Origin of the sequence: Rathayibacter sp. Leaf296, from assembly GCF_001423045.1 — a bacterium.
GTDB classification, from domain to species: domain Bacteria; phylum Actinomycetota; class Actinomycetes; order Actinomycetales; family Microbacteriaceae; genus Rathayibacter; species Rathayibacter caricis.
The window spans coordinates 360,705-377,435 of sequence record NZ_LMNR01000002.1; the positions used below are offsets into that span (position 1 = coordinate 360,705).

The following is a 16,731-nucleotide window of genomic DNA, read 5'->3' on the forward strand; positions in this document are numbered from 1 at the left end:
GGAGCCCGCTCACCGCGTCACCTCGAAGGTCGAGAGCAGCACGGACACGATCATCGGAGCGACGCCCAGCAGCAGGAAGGCGGGCAGCACGCACACGCCCAGCGGCAGCATCAGGGTCACCCCGAGTCGCGCGGCCCGCTCCCGGGCACGACCCGCGGCCCGCACCCGCACCAGCGCCGCCTCGCTGCGCAGCAGCCGCCCCGCGGGCACCCCGGCGCCGGTCGACAGCGCGAGGATCGCCTCCGCGGCCTCGAGCGCTCGGGCGTCCGGAGGCAGTCCGCACTCGGCCAGCGCCGCCAGCACGCGCACTCGGGCCGCGTCGACGGACCCTCCTCCGGCGAGCGCGACCGCGAGCAGGTCGAGCGCGAGGCCCGGAGACGCCTCCCCCGGGTCCGCTCCGCGCACCAGACGACGGGTCCACGCCTGCGCGAGCACCATGAGACCCGCTCCCCCGCCGAGGCACACGAGCCCGGGCACCGTGCCCAGGAGCACTCCGACCACGTCGAACCCCAGGAGGACCCCGAAGCCCAGCGCCACGAGCGGCAGCAGGCCGACCACCCGCCCGGTCGCCGCTGGTCCCGCGAGCGCCACGTCGATGTCGCGGCGCGCCCGCCCGGTCTCGCGCATGGACTCCGCCAGCTCGGTCAGCGCGGCCGCCACCGGAGCCCCGCAATCGGCGGCCACCCGCCAGCACGCCGCGAGGGACGCCCAGGCCGTCGCCTCGCCACCGTCCCGGGTCGGCCGCCTGCCACGGCGACGGACTCCGGATCGACGCGACTCCGGAACCCCGCGAAGGAGCGCCTCCGTCGCATCACCGCCGCGAGCCGCCTCGAGCGCGACCGAGCGGAGCAGCCGCCTCCGCCGAGCAGCACCCGGCGGCCCGGCCGCACCCGAGGGGTCGGCTTCGGCCAGATGCGTCAGCGCGGAGGCGGGAGCGACCCCCGCGGCGAGCAGGACCGACAGCCGGTGCACGACGGCCGCGACCTCGTCCAGTCCGTCCGCGCTCCTCACGGCACCGACCGGGCCCGGGCAGGCAGCGTCCCCTCGGCGATCCGGAGCCGTCCGGAGTCGTCCAGAGCGAAGCACCCCCAGGACGCGAGGCGACGGCGCCCGCCCCGGCGCTCGAGGTGCAGCACGAGATCGAGCGCACTCACCGCCTGGCGCGCGACGGCGTCCGGCCCCATCCCCGCCAGCGCGCCGAGCGCCTCGAGCCGGGACGGCACGTCGGCGAGCGAGTTCGCGTGCACCGTCCCCGCCCCGCCGTCGTGGCCTGTGTTCAGCGCCGAGAGCAGCTCCCGCAGCTCCGCCCCGCGGCACTCGCCCAGGACGAGGCGGTCCGGCCGCATCCGCAGCGCTTCGCGCACGAGCCGGTCGAGCCCGACGCCGCCCGCCCCCTCGAGGTTGGGCTGTCGGGACTCGAGCGAGACGACGTGCGGATGCGCGGGCCGCAGCTCCCCCACGTCCTCGATCGCGATGATGCGCTCGTGCGTCGGCGCGCATCCCAGCAGCGCTCCGAGCAGCGTCGTCTTGCCGGAGCCGCCCGCCCCCGAGACGAGCAGGTTCCACCGCGACGCGACCGCGCGGCCCAGGAGGGCGCGACCGGCGTCGTCCATCATCCCCGCCGCCTGCAGCTGGTCGAGGCTCCACGCCTCGGCCCGTGGGACGCGCACCGAGATCAGGGCCCCCGCCGTGGCCACCGGAGGGAGCACCACGTGCACGCGGACGCCGTGGCGCAGCCGCACGTCGACGCACGGGCTCGCCTCGTCGACGTGCCGACCGCCCGCCGCGACGAGGGACACGGCCAGACGTCGTGCGCCCGTCGCGTCGAGCGACCAGGTCGGCTCGCGCACCGCCCCCTGGCCGCGGTCGACCCAGAGCCCGGATCCGCCGTTGACGAAGAGATCGGTGACGGCCGGATCGGCGGCGAAGGGCGCCAGGAGGCCGAGGGAGGCCGCTCCCGGTCTGACGGGCGGAGGGGCGGGCGGGGCCGGTGGAGACTCCGCGGGCGGCTCCCTCCGGAACTCGGCAGGGACGAGGGGCACGAAGTCGGCGATCATCCGGGCACGGTAGGCGTGCACGCACTCCGCACGACGGCGCAGCACCCCGATCGGTGGAGACGCCCGTCAGAGAGAGTGTTGGGGAGGAACGATCGGCGGACGCGCCCGCGAGGCCCGCGTCCGCGAGCCCGGGCTCCAGCGGCGACGCACGACCCGGAGTTCTGCACAGGCCGTTAAAAGAAGGGGGCGGCACCCATTGGGGGGAACAGGTGCCGCCTCGGCGGCGCGGGATTGGGGGGAATCACATGCGCCGCTGAGCCGAAGTTCATTCGGCCGTATGTAAGAGTACGTGACCGCGCCCGAAACGCCAACCCCCGATCTCCGACCCGTTCGGGGGCACGCCGACCATTACCCGGGCACACCTCGCCGGCACACGCCCGGCCCGCCTCCGCCCGCGCGCTACGGTGGAGCGAGATCGGCCGGCAGCGGCCGTGCAGGCGCACTCGCGAAGGAGCGAATCGCAGATGACCACTCCCCCCGACGACGTCGTGATCCCGGGTTCCGAGACCATCGACAACCTCCTCCACGAGACGCGCCGGTTCCCTCCCCCCGCCGACTTCGCAGAGAACGCCGTCGCCACGACCGACCTCTACGACGAGGCGGCCGCCGATCGACTCGCCTTCTGGGCCGCGCGCAGCCGCGAGCTGCTGCACTGGCACCGTCCGTTCACGCGCACCCTCGACTGGAGCGGGCCGCCCTTCGCGAAGTGGTTCGACGACGGCGAGCTCAACGTCGCCTACAACTGCCTCGACCGCCACGTGCTCGCCGGCCACGGCGACCGCGTCGCGATCCACTGGGAGGGAGAGCCCGGCGACACGCGCACCCTCACCTATGCGCAGCTCACCGCCGAGGTGAAGCGCGCCGCCAACCTGCTGACCAGCCTCGGCGTGCACGCGGGCGACCGCGTCGCGATCTACCTCCCGATGATCCCGGAGGCGGTCGTCGCGATGCTCGCCGTCGCGCGGATCGGTGCGGTCCACTCCGTCGTCTTCGGCGGCTTCAGCGCCGAGAGCCTGCGAGCGCGCATCGACGACGCGGAGGCGAAGCTCGTCATCACCGCCGACGGCGGCTGGCGCAAGGGCTCGGTCTTCCCGCTCAAGCCCGCGGTCGACGCCGCCCTCGCGATCGGCGGCGACGATTCCCCCTCGACCGTCGAGCACGTGCTCGTCGTGCAGCGCGGCGGCAACCCGGTCGACTGGCGCGACGGCCGCGACCTCTGGTGGCACGAGGAGATCGTCGCTGTCGACGCCGACCACACGGCCCGAGCGTTCCCCGCCGAGCAGCCCCTCTTCATCCTCTACACGAGCGGCACCACCGGGAAGCCGAAGGGCATCCTGCACACCAGCGGCGGCTACCTGACCCAGGTCGCGTACACGCACCGTGCGGTGTTCGACCTGCACCCCGAGACCGACGTCTACTGGTCGACCGCCGATGTCGGCTGGATCACCGGGCACAGCTACGTCGTCTACGGGCCGCTGGCCAACGGAGCGACGCAGGTGATGTACGAGGGCACCCCCGACACTCCGCACACCGGCCGCTGGTGGGAGATCGTCGAGAAGTACGGCGTGACGATCCTCTACGCCGCGCCCACGGCGATCCGCTCGTTCATGAAGCTGGGCCGGCAGATCCCGCAGCGCTTCGACCTCTCGAGCCTCCGGCTGCTCGGATCGGTGGGCGAGCCGATCAACCCGGAGGCGTGGGTCTGGTACCGCGACGTCATCGGCGGCGGCCGCACGCCCATCGTCGACACGTGGTGGCAGACCGAGACCGGGGCGATCATGGTGTCGCCGCTCCCGGGCGTGACGACGCTCAAACCGGGGTCGGCGCAGGTGCCGCTGCCCGGCGTCTCGATCGACGTCGTCGACGAGTCCGGCCGCTCGGTCGGCCAGGACTCCGGCGGCCTCCTCGTGATCACGGAGCCGTGGCCCGCGATGCTGCGCGGCATCTGGGGCGACCCCGAGCGCTACGTCGAGACCTACTGGTCGAAGTTCGGCGACCGGTACTTCGCCGGCGACGGAGCGCGCCTCGACCGGGACGGCGACCTCTGGCTGCTCGGCCGCGTCGACGACGTGATGAACGTGTCGGGGCACCGGCTCTCGACCGCCGAGATCGAGTCGGCGCTCGTCTCGCACCCGGTCGTGGCCGAGGCCGCGGTCGTCGGAGCGGCGGACGAGGCGACCGGCCAGGCCGTCGTCGCGTTCGTCATCGCCAAGGCGAGCCAGGCGGAGTCGCTGGCGGGCGGCCACGACGAGCTCGTGGCGACCCTGAAGGCGCACGTCGCCGAGCACATCGGCGCGATCGCCCGCCCGAAGCGGATCCTGATCGTGCAGGAGCTGCCCAAGACCCGCTCGGGCAAGATCATGCGCCGCCTCCTGCGCGACGTGGCGGAGGGACGGGCCGTCGGCGACACGACGACGCTCGCCGACACGCAGGTGATGACCGTCATCTCGTCCGCCATCGCCGCGGAGTGAGCGCGGTGCCCGGAGGGTCTCCCCCGGGCGCCGCACTCCCTAGGCGAAGGCGACGACCAGCTCGACCTCGACCGGAGCGCCGAGCGGCAGCTCCGCGACTCCGACCGCCGAGCGCGCGTGGCGGCCCGCCTCGCCGAAGACGTCGCCCAGCAGCTCGGACGCGCCGTTGATGACTCCCGGCTGCCCGGTGAAACCCGGGGCGGAAGCGACGAAGCCGGTCAGCTTGACGATGCGGGTGACGCGATCGAGCGATCCGATCGCGTCGGCGACCGCCGCGAGGGCGTTGAGCGCGCAGATCCGCGCGAGGGCCTTCGCCTCGTCGGGATCGACGAGGCCGTCACCGGAGCCGACCTTGCCCGTCGCGGGCAGGACGCCGTCGACGAACGGGATCTGCCCCGCGGTGAAGACGAGGTGCTCGTGCACGACGGCCGGGACGTACGCGCCCGCGGGGGCGGCGACGGCGGGCAGCTCGATGCCCAGCTCCGCGAGGCGCTGGGCGATGCCCGCTCCGCTCACGCGCCGGCCTCGGCGACGGGGCGCTTGAGGTAGGCGACGAGCCCGCCCTCGGGGCCGGTCACGATCTGCACCAGCTCCCAGCCCTCGGATCCCCAGGTGTTCAGGATCGCCGTGGTGTTGTGGATCATCAACGGGGTCGTGACGTACTCCCAGCGCGGGACGGACATGGCTCTCCTCGAGTGCGGGGCGCACCGCCGCGAGGCGGTGCGGGCGGGGGTGCGCCGCGTCCGGTGCGGTCGCGGCGACTACGCTGATTCTATGTCGGGGGCAGGCGGGACCAGGGTCGTCAAGTCGATCGGGGGCGCCGTCGGCGGACTCATCGGGGTGGTCGCGATGAGCGTGATCGCGGGGATCCTCGTGGCCGCGTCGATCACTCCGGCCATCGCGCTGGGCGGCATGGCCGCGAACAACGGCGTGCAGATGTTCGACAACCTCCCCGAGTACCTCGAGATCGGCACCCTCGCCGAGAAGAGCAACATCTACGCGAAGGACGCGAGCGGCGCCGACGTCCTCCTCGCCTCCTTCTACGCGCAGAACCGCGTCGAGGTCGGCTGGGACGACATCTCCCCCTTCGTGAAGGACGCCGTCGTCGCCTCCGAGGACCCGCGCTTCTACGAGCACGGCGGGATCGACCTCCTCGGCACCGTGCGCGCCGCGGCCACGACCGCGATGGGCGGCCGCGTGCAGGGCGGCTCCTCGATCACCCAGCAGTACGTGAAGAACGTCCTGGTGCAGAAGGCCGAGGCCCTCTCGGACCCGATCGAGCGCGACGCCGCCTACCGCGAGGCGACCGAGACGACTCCGGAGCGCAAGGTCGCCGAGATGCGCCTCGCGATCGGCCTCGAGAAGGAGTACCCGAAGAACGACATCCTGCTCGGCTACCTCAACATCGCGCTGTTCGGAGGAACGGTCTACGGCATCGAGGCCGCCGCGAACTACTACTTCGGCACGAGCGCCCGCGACCTCACCCTGGCGCAGTCGGCCGCGCTCATCGCGATCGTCAACAACCCCGAGAAGTTCCGCTTCGACCGTCCCGACGACCCGGCCAACCTCGCCGTCGAGGGGTACCCCGAGACCCTGAACCGGCGCAACTACATCCTCGTGCAGATGGACAAGGAGTCGAAGGTCACTCCGGAGCAGATCGCCGAGGCCGCGGGGACGCCCATCGCCCCCGTCGTCACCGAGCCCAGCACCGGCTGCCAGACCGCCGGCATCGCCGCGTTCTTCTGCGACTACGTCACCTGGGTCATCAAGAACGACGACGCGTTCGGAGCGAGCCGGGACGAGCGCGACGCGACGTTCAAGCGCGGCGGGTACCAGATCTACACGACCCTCGACAGCGAGCTGCAGCAGGCAGCCGTCTCGGCGACCGACGCCTGGGTGCCGAAGTCGATGGGATCGATCAACATCGGCAGCTCGAGCGTCTCGGTGGAGGTCGGCACCGGTCGCATCCTCGCGATGACGCAGAACAAGGACTACTCGAACGATCCCGACGTCGCCGGGCCGAACTACACGAGCGTCAACTACAGCACCGACTTCGGCTACGGCGGCTCGTCGGGGTTCCAGGTGGGATCGACCTACAAGGTCTTCACGCTCGCGGAGTGGCTGCAGGAGGGACGCTCGCTCGGCGAGAGCGTCGACGGGGTGCGCCGCGCGTACACGACCTTCCGCGACAGCTGCGAACCCGACGGCATCTACTACGGCGAGTCCTGGGACCCCAAGAACGACGAGGGCGGCAACGGAGGCGTCTACTCCGTCCTCGACGCGACGAAGGGCTCGATCAACACGGGCTTCGCCGCGATGGCCGAGCAGCTCGACCTCTGCGGCATCCGCAACACCGCCCTGGCGATGGGCGTGCACCGCGCCGACGGCACGGAACTGCAGAAGTTCGCACCCACGATCCTCGGCACCAACGAGATCGCGCCGCTGACCATGGCGACCGCCTTCGCGGGCTTCGCCAACAAGGGCACCGTCTGCACCCCGATCGCGATCGACCGCATCGTGGACCGCACCGGGGCGGACGTCGCTCCTCCCGCCTCCGAGTGCACGCAGGGGATGTCGGAGGCGGTGGCGGCCACGGCCGACTACGCCCTGCAGCAGGTCATGACCGGAGGAACGGGGCGCGCGTCCGCGACCGGCACCGGCGTCCCGCACATCGGCAAGACGGGCACCACCGACAACGCCGTGCACACCTGGATGGTCGGCGCGAGCACCGAGGTCGCCACGGCGACCTGGGTCGGCAACGTCGTCGGCAAGACCTCCATGCGCGGGCTGCGCCTGAACGGTGTGAACGCGGGTCAGGTGCGCCATCAGATCTGGCCTCGGATCATGCGCGTCGCCGATGCGAAGTACGGCGGCTCGGCGTTCCCGTCACCGCAGCGCTCCCTCGTGGAGGCGCCTCAGGAGGCCGTGCCCGAGGTCACCGGGCAGAGCCCCGCCGCCGCCTCCGAGCGGCTGCGCCAGCTCGGCTTCCGGGTGAGCGTCGACCCCGTCCGCGTGCCCTCCGATCGCCCCGCCGGCACCGTCGCCCAGACGAGCCCGCCGGCCGGCTCGCGCATCGCCCGAGGCAGCGCCGTGGTGCTCCAGGTGAGCGCGGGGCCCGCGACGCCGCCGCCCTCGCCCACTCCGCCGTCGCCCGGCACCGCGCCTCCTGCCGGCGGATGAGCACTCACCGGCCGTCCGGTGCCGTCGTGCAGAATGAACGCGGTCGCGCCTCGCGACCGCACCCTCGGGAGAAGGACACATGACCGGACGCAGCCGACGCCCCCTGACCACCGCTCTCGCGACGGCCGCCCTCGCCGGCGCGGCCGCCGGCGTCTGGGGCATCGGCATCGAGCGCACCCTGTTCACCGTCCGCCGAATCAGCGTGCCCGTGCTGCCGCAGGGAGCGGAGCCGCTGCGGATCCTGCACCTCTCGGACCTGCACATGGCCCCCTGGCAGTCGAAGAAGCAGGAGTGGCTGAGCTCGCTCGCCGCCCTCTCCCCCGATCTGATCGTGGACACGGGCGACAACCTCGGCCACCGCGACGGCGTGCTCGGCATCCGCCGCGCACTCGAGCCGTTCGCGGGCGTCCCCGGAGTGTTCGTCCACGGCTCGAACGACTACTTCGGCCCCCGCCTGAAGAACCCCCTGCGCTACTTCCGCGGACCGTCGAAGAACCCGCGCCCCGATCAGGCCGGGCTCGACACCGCCGCGCTGACGGGCTACTTCACCGACGACCTCGGCTGGACCGACCTCAACAACACCGCCACGTCGATCGAGGTCGGCGGGACCCGGATCGAGTTCTTCGGGGTCGACGACCCCCACATCTCCCGCGACCGGATCGACCTCGTGGCGGGGGCCGTCGACGAGCTGCGCGCCGCCGCCGACGGTCCGGCCGACGTGAGCATCGGAGTGGCGCACGCGCCATATCAGCGCGTGCTCGACGACTTCGTCGCGCGCGGCGCCGAGCTGATCCTCGCCGGGCACACGCACGGCGGCCAGGTCTGCGTGCCGGGCTTCGGAGCCCTCGTCACCAACTGCGACATCCCCCGCGACAAGGTCTCGGGGTTCACGACCTGGGACAACGGGCTGCGGAGCTCCTACCTCAACGTCTCGGCGGGCGTGGGCACCTCGATCTACGCGCCGGTGCGCTTCGCCTGCCGCCCCGAGGTGACGCTCGTGACCCTCGAGTCGGCGAGCTGAGTCGGAGCACGTCGCCGCCGTTCTTCCGGCTCGTGAATATCGGCTATCATTGACGAGGTTCGCCCGCGAGAGCGGTGCGAGCACTCCACCGGGGTGTGGCGCAGCTTGGTAGCGCGCCTCGTTCGGGACGAGGAGGTCGTGGGTTCGAATCCCGCTACCCCGACCGGTGAGAAGCCCGGCCAGGATCGATGATCCGGGCCGGGCTTCGTCGTTCCCGGGGTCGTGCGCGCGCCGCACAGGCGGTGTTCCGCGCTCGGGCAGTCCCCTCGGAGGAACGCGGAGCAGACTGGGTCGCTCCCGTCGACTGCTGCCGCATCCGATCGTCCCCGCAGGAGGAGCACCATGAGCCGGTCGCTCACCCGCCTCACCCTCGCCGTCGGCGCCCCCTACCTGGCAGCGCTGGCGCTGATCGCGTTCTGGCCCGTCCCCGTCGACTCGGGAGTGCGGGGCGTGCTCGACCGGCTGCTGGCCGCTCTCGCTCGTCACGGCCTGGGAGTGATCGACTACGACCTGATCGAGCGCGCCGCCAACGTCGCGCTGTTCGTCCCCCTGGGCGTCCTCGTCGCCCTGCACCTGCGGCCCCGCTGGGCCTGGCTCGCCGCCGTGATCGGAGCCGTGACGAGCGCCGTCATCGAGACGGGGCAGCTGCTGTTCCTGTCGGACCGCTTCGCCACCACCGACGACGTCGTCATGAACAGCCTGGGGGCGGCGATCGGCGCCGTGCTCGGTGCCGTCGTGCGCGCGATCCTGCAGCGCCGCGAGCGGCTCGCGCGGAGGGAGGACGATCTGCTCGTCCGCGCTCCGCTCCCCGGCCGCGTCTGAGGCGGGCGTCCGTTCGCCGCACGAACGACGGTGCCGGAGGGCCGGGCCGGTGCAACGCAGTCGCGTCGTCCGAGCTCCGCGCCTCCGGCGCCGATCGAGGGGTGCTGGTGGGTCAGCGACCCAGGCCGCGGTACTCCCAGCCTGCGGCGCGCCAGTCGGCGGGGACCAGGCAGTTGCGCCCGTCGACGACGAAGCGGTTCGAGACCAGCTCGCCCGCGACGGCGGGGTCGATGGCGCGGAACTGCTTCCACTCGGTGACGACCACCACGGCGTCGGCTCCGCGAAGGGCCTCGTCGACGTCGGTCGTGTAGGTGATGTCCGGGTACTTGCGTCGAGCGTTCTCGATCGCCTCGGGGTCGGTCGCGACCACGTTCGCGCCGAGGTCGTGGAAGCGGCCCGCGACGTCGAGCGACGGCGAGTCGCGGGTGTCGTCGGACTCCGGCTTGAAGGCCAGACCGAGGACGGCGATCTTCTTCCCCTCGACCGAGCCGCCGAGGCCCTCGACGACGAGGTCGACGACGCGCTGACGACGGCGCAGGTTGATCGAGTCCACCTCGCGGAGGAACGCGACCGACTCGCCGACGCCGAGCTCGTCCGCGCGGGCGGAGAAGGCGCGGATGTCCTTGGGCAGGCAGCCGCCGCCGAAGCCGATGCCGGCGTTCAGGAAGCGACGGCCGATGCGGGCGTCGTAGCCGATGGCGTCGGCCAGCTGCGTCACGTCCGCTCCGGTGACCTCGGCGATCTCGGCGATCGCGTTGATGAACGAGATCTTGGTCGCGAGGAACGCGTTGGCCGAGACCTTCACGAGCTCGGCGGTCGCGTAGTCGGTCACGACGAGCGGGGTGTCGGCCGCCAGCGCGGTCGCGTACACCTCGTCGAGCACGCTCTTGGCGGCGGCTCCGGCCTCGCCCGAGGGCACTCCGTAGACGAGGCGGTCGGGGCTGATGGTGTCCTCGACGGCGAAGCCCTCGCGGAGGAACTCGGGGTTCCACACGAGCGACGCGCCCGTCGGGGCGATCATCTCGGCGAGGCGGGCGGCCGTGCCGACCGGGACCGTCGACTTGCCGACGACGAGGGAGTCGGCGGTGAGGTGCGGCAGGAGGCCCTCGATCGCCGAGTCGACGAAGCGCATGTCGGCGGCGTTCGAGCCCGCCTTCTGCGGGGTGCCGACGGCCACGAAGTGCACGGCCGCACCGGCGGCGTCGGCCGTGTTCGTCGAGAAGCGGAGACGGCCCGACGCCACTCCGGAGGACAGGAGCTCGGGCAGGCCGGGCTCGAAGAACGGGGCGGAGCCGGCAGCCAGGGCGTCGATCTTGGCCTGGTCCACGTCGATGCCGATCACATCGTGGCCGAGCTCGGCCATCGCGGCGGCGTGGACGGCACCGAGGTAGCCGCAACCAATGACAGAAAGCTTCACAGGGTTTCTCCGAATCGTGGACGGGTGGGTGTCGCGTCGGCGACGGCGGGGGGAGCTGAATCCGGCGACGAGCCGCTCCGGGAGCGTTCTCTCACCGCGCCAATGCTCTCAGATCGCGGGAGATGTCGGCGACGGCGACGGCGATCTGCTCGGCGACGCGGGTGTGCGTCGCCTCGCTGCGGCCGATCGGGTCGTCGATGTCGTCCCCTGCGGCGCCGCCGGGAGCACGCCCCCGGTTCGCTGCGGCGAGGCGCACGACGCCGCGGAGCCGAGCGGCAGGATCCTCGACGACCGGGAGCGGGACCTCGGCGAGGACGAAGGGCAGCACCCGCGCGAACTCGAGCAGGGTGAAGCCCCGGAGCAGGATCGAGGGGAAGCTCCGTGCCGCATCGACGAGGTGGTCGCGGGTCATCGTGAGCATCACGTCGGCCTCGGCCACCAGTCGCTCCGAGAGCCGCGCACTGGAGTGACCGGTCGGATCACCGCCGTGCACGGTGCTCAGCCGGGCGGAGGTCGGATCCATCGGGTACCCGTCCCGCGTCTGCACCCCTGCGCTCCGGAACGAGAAGAGCGGGCCCCCTGCGGGAGAGGGCGCATCGCCCAGCTCGTGTCGTAGCAGCTGCTCGGACATCGGGGACCGGCAGATGTTGCCGGTGCAGACGGACAGGATCGTGAACACCGGAGAGCCCGCGGCGGACGCCGCCTCGGCCGAGGGTCGGCCTCGGCGACTCCGACGGGAGCCGTCGTCTCCGGGGAACGTCATGCCGCGCCGATCAGACGGCGCTCGGGGCGGGCTCGCTCGCGGACTCGGGGCGTGCACCCGTCTTCTCGGAGCCGTAGTAGCTCGTGTAGTAGTAGCCGTAGCCCCGTCCGACCTGGCCGCGCGGAGGAACGCGGTTGAGGATGACGCCGAGGGTGTGGCCGCTCACGCGCTCGAGGTTCTGGATCGCCTTGCCCAGCTCGTCGGTGGTGGTCTTGCCGGCCGAGATCACGACGAGCGCGCCGTCGGTGCGGGCGGTGAGGATGGCGCCGTCCGTGACGGGCAGCAGCGGGGGCGCGTCCACGATCACGATGGCCTCGCGGGCGATCTCGTGCAGGAGGATGTCCATCCCGTTGGAGCCGAGGAGCTCGCTCGGGTTCGGCGGGATGGAGCCGGCGCCGAGGATCCAGAGGTTGCCGGAGGGGCCCCACGGCTGGAGGACGTCCTGCAGCTCGGCCTTGCCGATGAGGAGATCGGTGAGGCCGACGCCCGGCACCAGGCCGAACGATTTGGCGACGGTGGGCTTGCGGAGGTCGCCGTCGACGACGACGGTGCGCTGCCCGGAGGCGGCGAGCGTGACGGCGAGGTTGGCGGTCACGGTGGACTTGCCGTCGGAGGGCAGCGGGCTCGTGACGACGATGATCCGCGGCGGGCTGTCGACGTTCATGAACTGCAGGTTCGTCCGCAGCTCGCGCAGCGACTCGGCGAGGGCGTGCTTGCCGTCGGCCTTCACGTAGTCGGTCGTGTCGGCCTCGGGGATGATGCGATTCGTCTCGCTGAGGCGCTTGTCGATGGGCAGGGTGCCGACCACGGGCAGGTCGAAGAGGCGCTCGACCATCTCGGCGGTGCGGATGCGGCGGTCGAGGGTGTTGCGGACGAACGCGTAGACGAGGCCGAGCACGAGCCCGGCGAGTGCTCCGACCGCCAGGACGAGTCGGAGGTTCGGGAAGGCGGGCGCGCCCGGCAGAGCGGCGTCCTGGATCACCTGGAGGTTCACCGCGTCCCCGGCGCCCGTCTCGGCGTTGATCTGCTGGATCCGGGTGGCTACGGCCGAGACCCAGGCGTCGGCGAGCTTCTGCGCTCCGTCGGCGGTCGAGGCCTCGGCGGTGACGTTGAGGACGGGCGAAGCCGTCTCCGGAGTGACCGTGATCGCGCTGATCAGGGCGGAAGGGCTGATGTCGAGGCCGAGGTTCTCGATCGCGATCTCGGCGACGTCGCGCGAGGAGGCGATCGGAACGAAGGTGGTGAGGCGCGACTTGGCGAGCGCGTCGGCGACCTGCTGAAGGTAGACGCCCTGGGAGTCATCCGCTCCTCCGCCGGGCACGGTCACGGTGACGAGGCCCTTGGAATCGGCCACGTAGCGCGGCTTCTGCGTCAGGGACCAGCCGAAGGCGACCAGGGTTCCGAGGAGGATCGCTGCGACGATCGGCAACCAGTGATCACGGAGAAGTCGGAGGACGTCCCTAAGTTCCAAGGTGGCAGGTTCCTTCACTGATTCGGAGCGGCGCACGACCGTCGGAGACGGTGAGCCCTGAGATTGTTGCACAGGCGTGTTGTCGGCCTGTTTCGCGGCGCATCATGTGTGCACCCCGTCCGGGGTGGGCTGCTGTGCACGCCTCCTCGTGATCACCCCGAGCCCGACGAGCTCGTCGACCGCGGCGTCGACGGCGGACCGCGGGTCCACTCCGTCGGGCGCCCCGCCGACGTCAGCGAGGACCGCGGCGCTCAGGCGGTCGGCGGGGACGCCCTCGCCGACCCGCTGCCAGAGGGCCGGGCCGATGCCCGCGAGGCGGATCAGGACGCCGCCGGAGAAGACGAGGACCTCGCCGTCGGGAGCGCGCAGCGCGTCGTCGACGGGCGAGAGCTCGAGGTCGTCCGACGCGGTCCCCGAGAGCGGGAGGGGGACGATCTCGTCCCAGATCGCCGGAGCCGGGTCGCCGAGCGTCGCGAAGAGCTGCTCGACGAGCCCGAGGGCGTCGGAGGACTCGGAGTAGACGAGGCGCCGCACGCCGCCGAGCGAGCGGAGGGTCTCGACGAGATGCACGATCGGGCGCGGTCGCGCCGAGAGGTAGGAGGTCTGCGGCACGAGGTCGTCGATCGCCTCGATCGGATCGACCGCCTCGAGGAACGGCTCCGCCACTCCGGGGCGCCGATCGAGCAGGACCACGCCCGCGAGCACGAGCGGCCCGAGCGGAGCGGGCCGGAGCCCGAGCGCCTCCGGGGCGAGCTGCGCCTTGGGAGCGGTGCCCGTGAGCGGCTTCACCGAGAGCGGCTTGGGGTACGGCAGGACCCGCCCGCCCTCGCCCACTCCGACCGTCTCGTCGCTCACGTAGCCGAAGCGCGTGCCGAGCAGCCGGGCCATCGTCGTCTTGCCGGTGCCGGAGGCGGCCACGAAGGCGAGGACCCGGCCCGACTCGTCGGCGACGCCGCACGCGTGGAGCATGAGGAGGTCGCCGCGTCGGACGCCGATCGCCTCCACGGTGAGCGTCGAGGTCAGCGACTCCTCGAGCTGGGCGACCGACCCGGCGAGAACCCGCACGCCCTCCCCGTCGACGGTCGAGGGCAGCACGTCCGCGAGGACCCTCCGCTCCTCCCCCGTCGGCGGGCGGTGGCACGCCGCCCAGCTGCAGGCGATCCGCTCGACGTCCTCCGGCGACAGTCCGTCGCCGAAGACGACCCGGAAGGGCACGTCGAGGACGGAGACGGTCATGCTGCGGAGGGCGACCCCCGCCTCGGACGCGATCAATACGCGCCGTCGCGAGCGAGAACGGCTCGGGCAGTCTTGAACAGGATGATCAGATCGCCCGTCATCGACCAGTTCTCGACGTAGTAGAGGTCGAGGCGGACGGTGTCCTCCCACGACAGGTTCGAGCGGCCGCTCACCTGCCACAGCCCGGTGATGCCCGGCTTCATCAGGAAGCGGCGGTGCACGTGGGCCTCGTACTGCTCGACCTCGCGGGCCAGCGGCGGGCGGGGGCCGATCAGAGACATGTCGCCGCGGAAGACGTTGAGGAACTGCGGCAGCTCGTCGAGGCTGAACCGGCGGAGGACCGTCCCGACCTTCGTCACGCGCGGGTCCTTCGCCATCTTGAAGAGGACGCTGTTGCCTTCGTCGCGCTGCTGGGCGGCGAGAGCCGCGAGGCGGGCCTCGGCGTCGACGACCATCGAGCGGAACTTGAGCATCTCGAAGGTCGCGCCGTTCAGCCCGATGCGCTCCTGACGGAACAGGACCGGCCCGGGGCTGGTCGTGCGCACGAGGATCGCCACGACGATGAGGACCGGAGCGCTGAGCAGGATCAGCGCGGTCGACGCGACGATGTCGAACAGACGCTTGGCGAAGCGCTGGCGCCCGTCGAAGCGCGGGGTCTCCACGTGGATGAGGGGCAGCCCCGCAACAGGGCGGGTGTGGATGCGCGGACCGCCGATGTCGGTGAGGCTCGGCGCCACGACGAGGTGCTCGCGACCGGGCTCGAGCGTCCAGCTCAGCTCGCGGATCCGCTGCGGGGCCAGCTCGTCGGAGCTGGTCACCACGACGGTGTCGGCGCCGGTCGCATCCATGACTGCCCGCACCCCGTCGATCCCGGTGAAGGAGTGCACGGCGAGGCCGTCGAGCTCGCTCTCGCCGTGGAGCGCGTCCGCTCCCCCGGGGGAGGTGGAGACTGCGCCGACCAGCTTGTAGCCGGCCTCGGTGCCGCGGCGCAGCTCGCGCGCGGTGTGGAGGACGCTGGCCCGCGAACCGAGCAGAACCACCTGGTTCGCCGAGCGCCCCTGCTTGCGCTCACGGGTGAGCCAGGAGCGCCAGACCAGACGGCCCACGCAGATGAGGAGGATGCCGGCGGGGAGGGCGGTGATGATGTAGCCGCGCGCGAGCTGGATCTGCAGGAGGTAGGCGACGATCGCGACGATGCCGAACAGCCAGATCGTGGAGTCGACGATGCGGCGGTACTCGACGTACCCCGTTCCGATGATCCGGCGGTCGCGGGTGTCGAACACCTGCAGGGCCAGGAGCCAGGCGATCGAGAGCACGACCGAGACCACCGTGTAGTTGATGGTGAACGCGTCGGTCGTGCGGAATCCGACCACGCCGGAGCCGAGATCGAGGTCGAACCAGAACAGCTGGGTGCCGAACACGGAGACGAGGATGGCGAGGACGTCGGTGGCGAGGAGCCGGCCGCGGTACTCCTGCTCCCAGGACGACCCGCGCTTCGGCGTGATGCCCTGCGCCGTCATCGATCCCCCCGATCTCTCCTCGTTCTTCGACACGCGTTCTTCCGTCTCCGGTGATGTCACGCCGCAAGGCTACCCACTAGTTCGTTTCGCGTGGGTGTCGCTGGCGTGAGGCTTCCTCGGAGGCTACCCCCGGAGGCGTCCGCGGCTCTCCTGCAGGTAGCAGGCTCCGCAGAGGGATTCGTACGTCACCAGGGCTCCGTCGATCGCCACCTGGTCGCCGTCGAAGACGAAGCGGCCGTCCACGACGCGCCCGTTGAAGATCGCTTTGCGACCGCACCGGCAGATCGTCTTGAGCTCCTCCAGGCTGTGCGCGATCTCGAGGAGCCGCCTGCTGCCGGGGAACGCCGCGGTGCGGAAGTCGGTTCTGATGCCGTACGCCAGTACGGGGACGTTCTCGAGGATGGCGATGCGCAGCAGGTCGTCGACGTGCGACTCGGAGAGGAACTGCGCCTCGTCGACCAGCAGAGCGCTCACGTCGCGCGCGGTCTCGGCCAGCACGTGCGCTCGGGCGGCGCCGAACACCGCGACCGGGTCGTCGTCCGGGCGGAACAGGATGTCCACCGGACGGGTGACGCCGAGCCGCGACACGATGAGCGCCTCGCCCTTGGTGTCGACCGCCGGCTTGGCCAGCAGGACCCGGTGACCGCGCTCCTCGTAGTTGTACGCGGCCTGCAGGAGCGACGTGCTCTTGCCGCTGTTCATCGCTCCGTAGCGGAAGTACAGCTTCGCCATCAGGTCTCCTCGGGGCTCGTCGGCGGTCGGGAGCTCGCGAG

General features: G+C 71.9%; 14 protein-coding genes and 1 tRNA gene. 5 read left to right on the forward strand and 10 right to left on the reverse strand.

The window, feature by feature from the left end:
- Window positions 1-9: 9 nt before the first annotated feature.
- Together ASF46_RS11960 and ASF46_RS11965 are read right to left on the reverse strand one after the other, a co-directional pair.
- A complete protein-coding gene (locus tag ASF46_RS11960) occupies window positions 10-1,011 on the reverse strand; it encodes a type II secretion system F family protein (protein WP_056867803.1) in 1,002 nt (333 codons plus the stop codon).
- Window positions 1,008-2,057: a TadA family conjugal transfer-associated ATPase gene (locus tag ASF46_RS11965; RefSeq protein WP_082485586.1), complete on the reverse strand. Its 1,050-nt coding sequence runs from the start codon at window positions 2,055-2,057 to the stop codon at window positions 1,008-1,010. Before ASF46_RS11965 ends, ASF46_RS11960 begins: the two co-directional genes overlap by 4 nt.
- 464 nt (window positions 2,058-2,521) lie before the next feature.
- Between ASF46_RS11965 and acs the strand changes: the two genes are divergently transcribed.
- Window positions 2,522-4,528, forward strand: coding sequence for an acetate--CoA ligase (acs, locus tag ASF46_RS11970; protein ID WP_056867804.1), 2,007 nt, complete (start codon window positions 2,522-2,524; stop codon window positions 4,526-4,528).
- A gap of 39 nt (window positions 4,529-4,567) precedes the next feature.
- Here the strand turns inward: acs and ASF46_RS11975 are convergent, their stop codons facing one another.
- The gene (locus ASF46_RS11975) at window positions 4,568-5,044 is read right to left on the reverse strand and encodes a RidA family protein (protein ID WP_056867805.1); all 477 of its coding nucleotides are present in this window, start codon (window positions 5,042-5,044) and stop codon (window positions 4,568-4,570) included.
- On the reverse strand, window positions 5,041-5,211 hold the full coding sequence (locus ASF46_RS19585) for a hypothetical protein (protein WP_165759626.1): 171 nt from the start codon (window positions 5,209-5,211) through the stop codon (window positions 5,041-5,043). The genes ASF46_RS11975 and ASF46_RS19585 overlap by 4 nt, the downstream gene beginning before the upstream one ends.
- A 91-nt stretch (window positions 5,212-5,302) precedes the next feature.
- Between ASF46_RS19585 and ASF46_RS11980 the strand changes: the two genes are divergently transcribed.
- From ASF46_RS11980 to ASF46_RS11995, 4 genes are all read left to right on the forward strand, one after another.
- Window positions 5,303-7,708 (forward strand): penicillin-binding protein, encoded by a 2,406-nt coding sequence (locus ASF46_RS11980; protein ID WP_056867806.1) that lies wholly within the window; start codon window positions 5,303-5,305, stop codon window positions 7,706-7,708.
- Window positions 7,709-7,787: 79 nt separating this feature from the next.
- Window positions 7,788-8,729: a metallophosphoesterase gene (locus ASF46_RS11985; protein WP_056867807.1), complete on the forward strand. Its 942-nt coding sequence runs from the start codon at window positions 7,788-7,790 to the stop codon at window positions 8,727-8,729.
- A gap of 89 nt (window positions 8,730-8,818) precedes the next feature.
- A tRNA-Pro gene (locus tag ASF46_RS11990) sits at window positions 8,819-8,892 on the forward strand.
- 179 nt (window positions 8,893-9,071) lie between these two features.
- Entirely contained in the window at window positions 9,072-9,551 is a 480-nt protein-coding gene (locus ASF46_RS11995; protein WP_056867808.1) for a VanZ family protein, read from the forward strand.
- A gap of 112 nt (window positions 9,552-9,663) precedes the next feature.
- On the opposite strand, the gene ASF46_RS12000 is transcribed toward ASF46_RS11995, so the two are convergent.
- From ASF46_RS12000 to ASF46_RS12025, 6 genes are all read right to left on the reverse strand, one after another.
- Window positions 9,664-10,968 carry a UDP-glucose dehydrogenase family protein gene (locus tag ASF46_RS12000; protein WP_056867809.1) on the reverse strand — a complete coding sequence of 435 codons (1,305 nt, stop codon included), beginning with the start codon at window positions 10,966-10,968 and terminating at the stop codon, window positions 9,664-9,666.
- A gap of 91 nt (window positions 10,969-11,059) precedes the next feature.
- Window positions 11,060-11,731 (reverse strand): hypothetical protein, encoded by a 672-nt coding sequence (locus ASF46_RS18820; RefSeq protein WP_082485460.1) that lies wholly within the window; start codon window positions 11,729-11,731, stop codon window positions 11,060-11,062.
- A 10-nt stretch (window positions 11,732-11,741) separates the two neighbouring features.
- The gene (locus ASF46_RS12010; protein ID WP_157602475.1) at window positions 11,742-13,274 is read right to left on the reverse strand and encodes a polysaccharide biosynthesis tyrosine autokinase; all 1,533 of its coding nucleotides are present in this window, start codon (window positions 13,272-13,274) and stop codon (window positions 11,742-11,744) included.
- Between the two features lie 30 nt (window positions 13,275-13,304).
- Window positions 13,305-14,438 carry a hypothetical protein gene (locus tag ASF46_RS12015; protein ID WP_157602478.1) on the reverse strand — a complete coding sequence of 378 codons (1,134 nt, stop codon included), beginning with the start codon at window positions 14,436-14,438 and terminating at the stop codon, window positions 13,305-13,307.
- Window positions 14,439-14,470: 32 nt separating this feature from the next.
- Window positions 14,471-16,018, reverse strand: a complete 1,548-nt coding sequence (locus ASF46_RS12020; protein ID WP_235576937.1) for a sugar transferase — start codon at window positions 16,016-16,018, stop codon at window positions 14,471-14,473.
- 63 nt (window positions 16,019-16,081) lie between these two features.
- Window positions 16,082-16,690: a thymidine kinase gene (locus tag ASF46_RS12025; protein WP_056867812.1), complete on the reverse strand. Its 609-nt coding sequence runs from the start codon at window positions 16,688-16,690 to the stop codon at window positions 16,082-16,084.
- Window positions 16,691-16,731 lie beyond the last annotated feature (41 nt).

Coding starts and splice junctions, on each gene's coding strand:
- ASF46_RS12015 (WP_157602478.1), bottom strand. CDS start 14,438: ATGACCGTCTCCGTCCTCGACGTGCCCTTCCGGGTCGTCTTCGGCGAC.
- ASF46_RS11995 (WP_056867808.1), top strand. CDS start 9,072: ATGAGCCGGTCGCTCACCCGCCTCACCCTCGCCGTCGGCGCCCCCTAC.
- acs (WP_056867804.1), top strand. CDS start 2,522: ATGACCACTCCCCCCGACGACGTCGTGATCCCGGGTTCCGAGACCATC.
- ASF46_RS18820 (WP_082485460.1), bottom strand. CDS start 11,731: ATGACGTTCCCCGGAGACGACGGCTCCCGTCGGAGTCGCCGAGGCCGA.
- ASF46_RS11965 (WP_082485586.1), bottom strand. CDS start 2,057: ATGATCGCCGACTTCGTGCCCCTCGTCCCTGCCGAGTTCCGGAGGGAG.
- ASF46_RS11985 (WP_056867807.1), top strand. CDS start 7,788: ATGACCGGACGCAGCCGACGCCCCCTGACCACCGCTCTCGCGACGGCC.
- ASF46_RS12025 (WP_056867812.1), bottom strand. CDS start 16,690: ATGGCGAAGCTGTACTTCCGCTACGGAGCGATGAACAGCGGCAAGAGC.
- ASF46_RS19585 (WP_165759626.1), bottom strand. CDS start 5,211: ATGTCCGTCCCGCGCTGGGAGTACGTCACGACCCCGTTGATGATCCAC.
- ASF46_RS11980 (WP_056867806.1), top strand. CDS start 5,303: ATGTCGGGGGCAGGCGGGACCAGGGTCGTCAAGTCGATCGGGGGCGCC.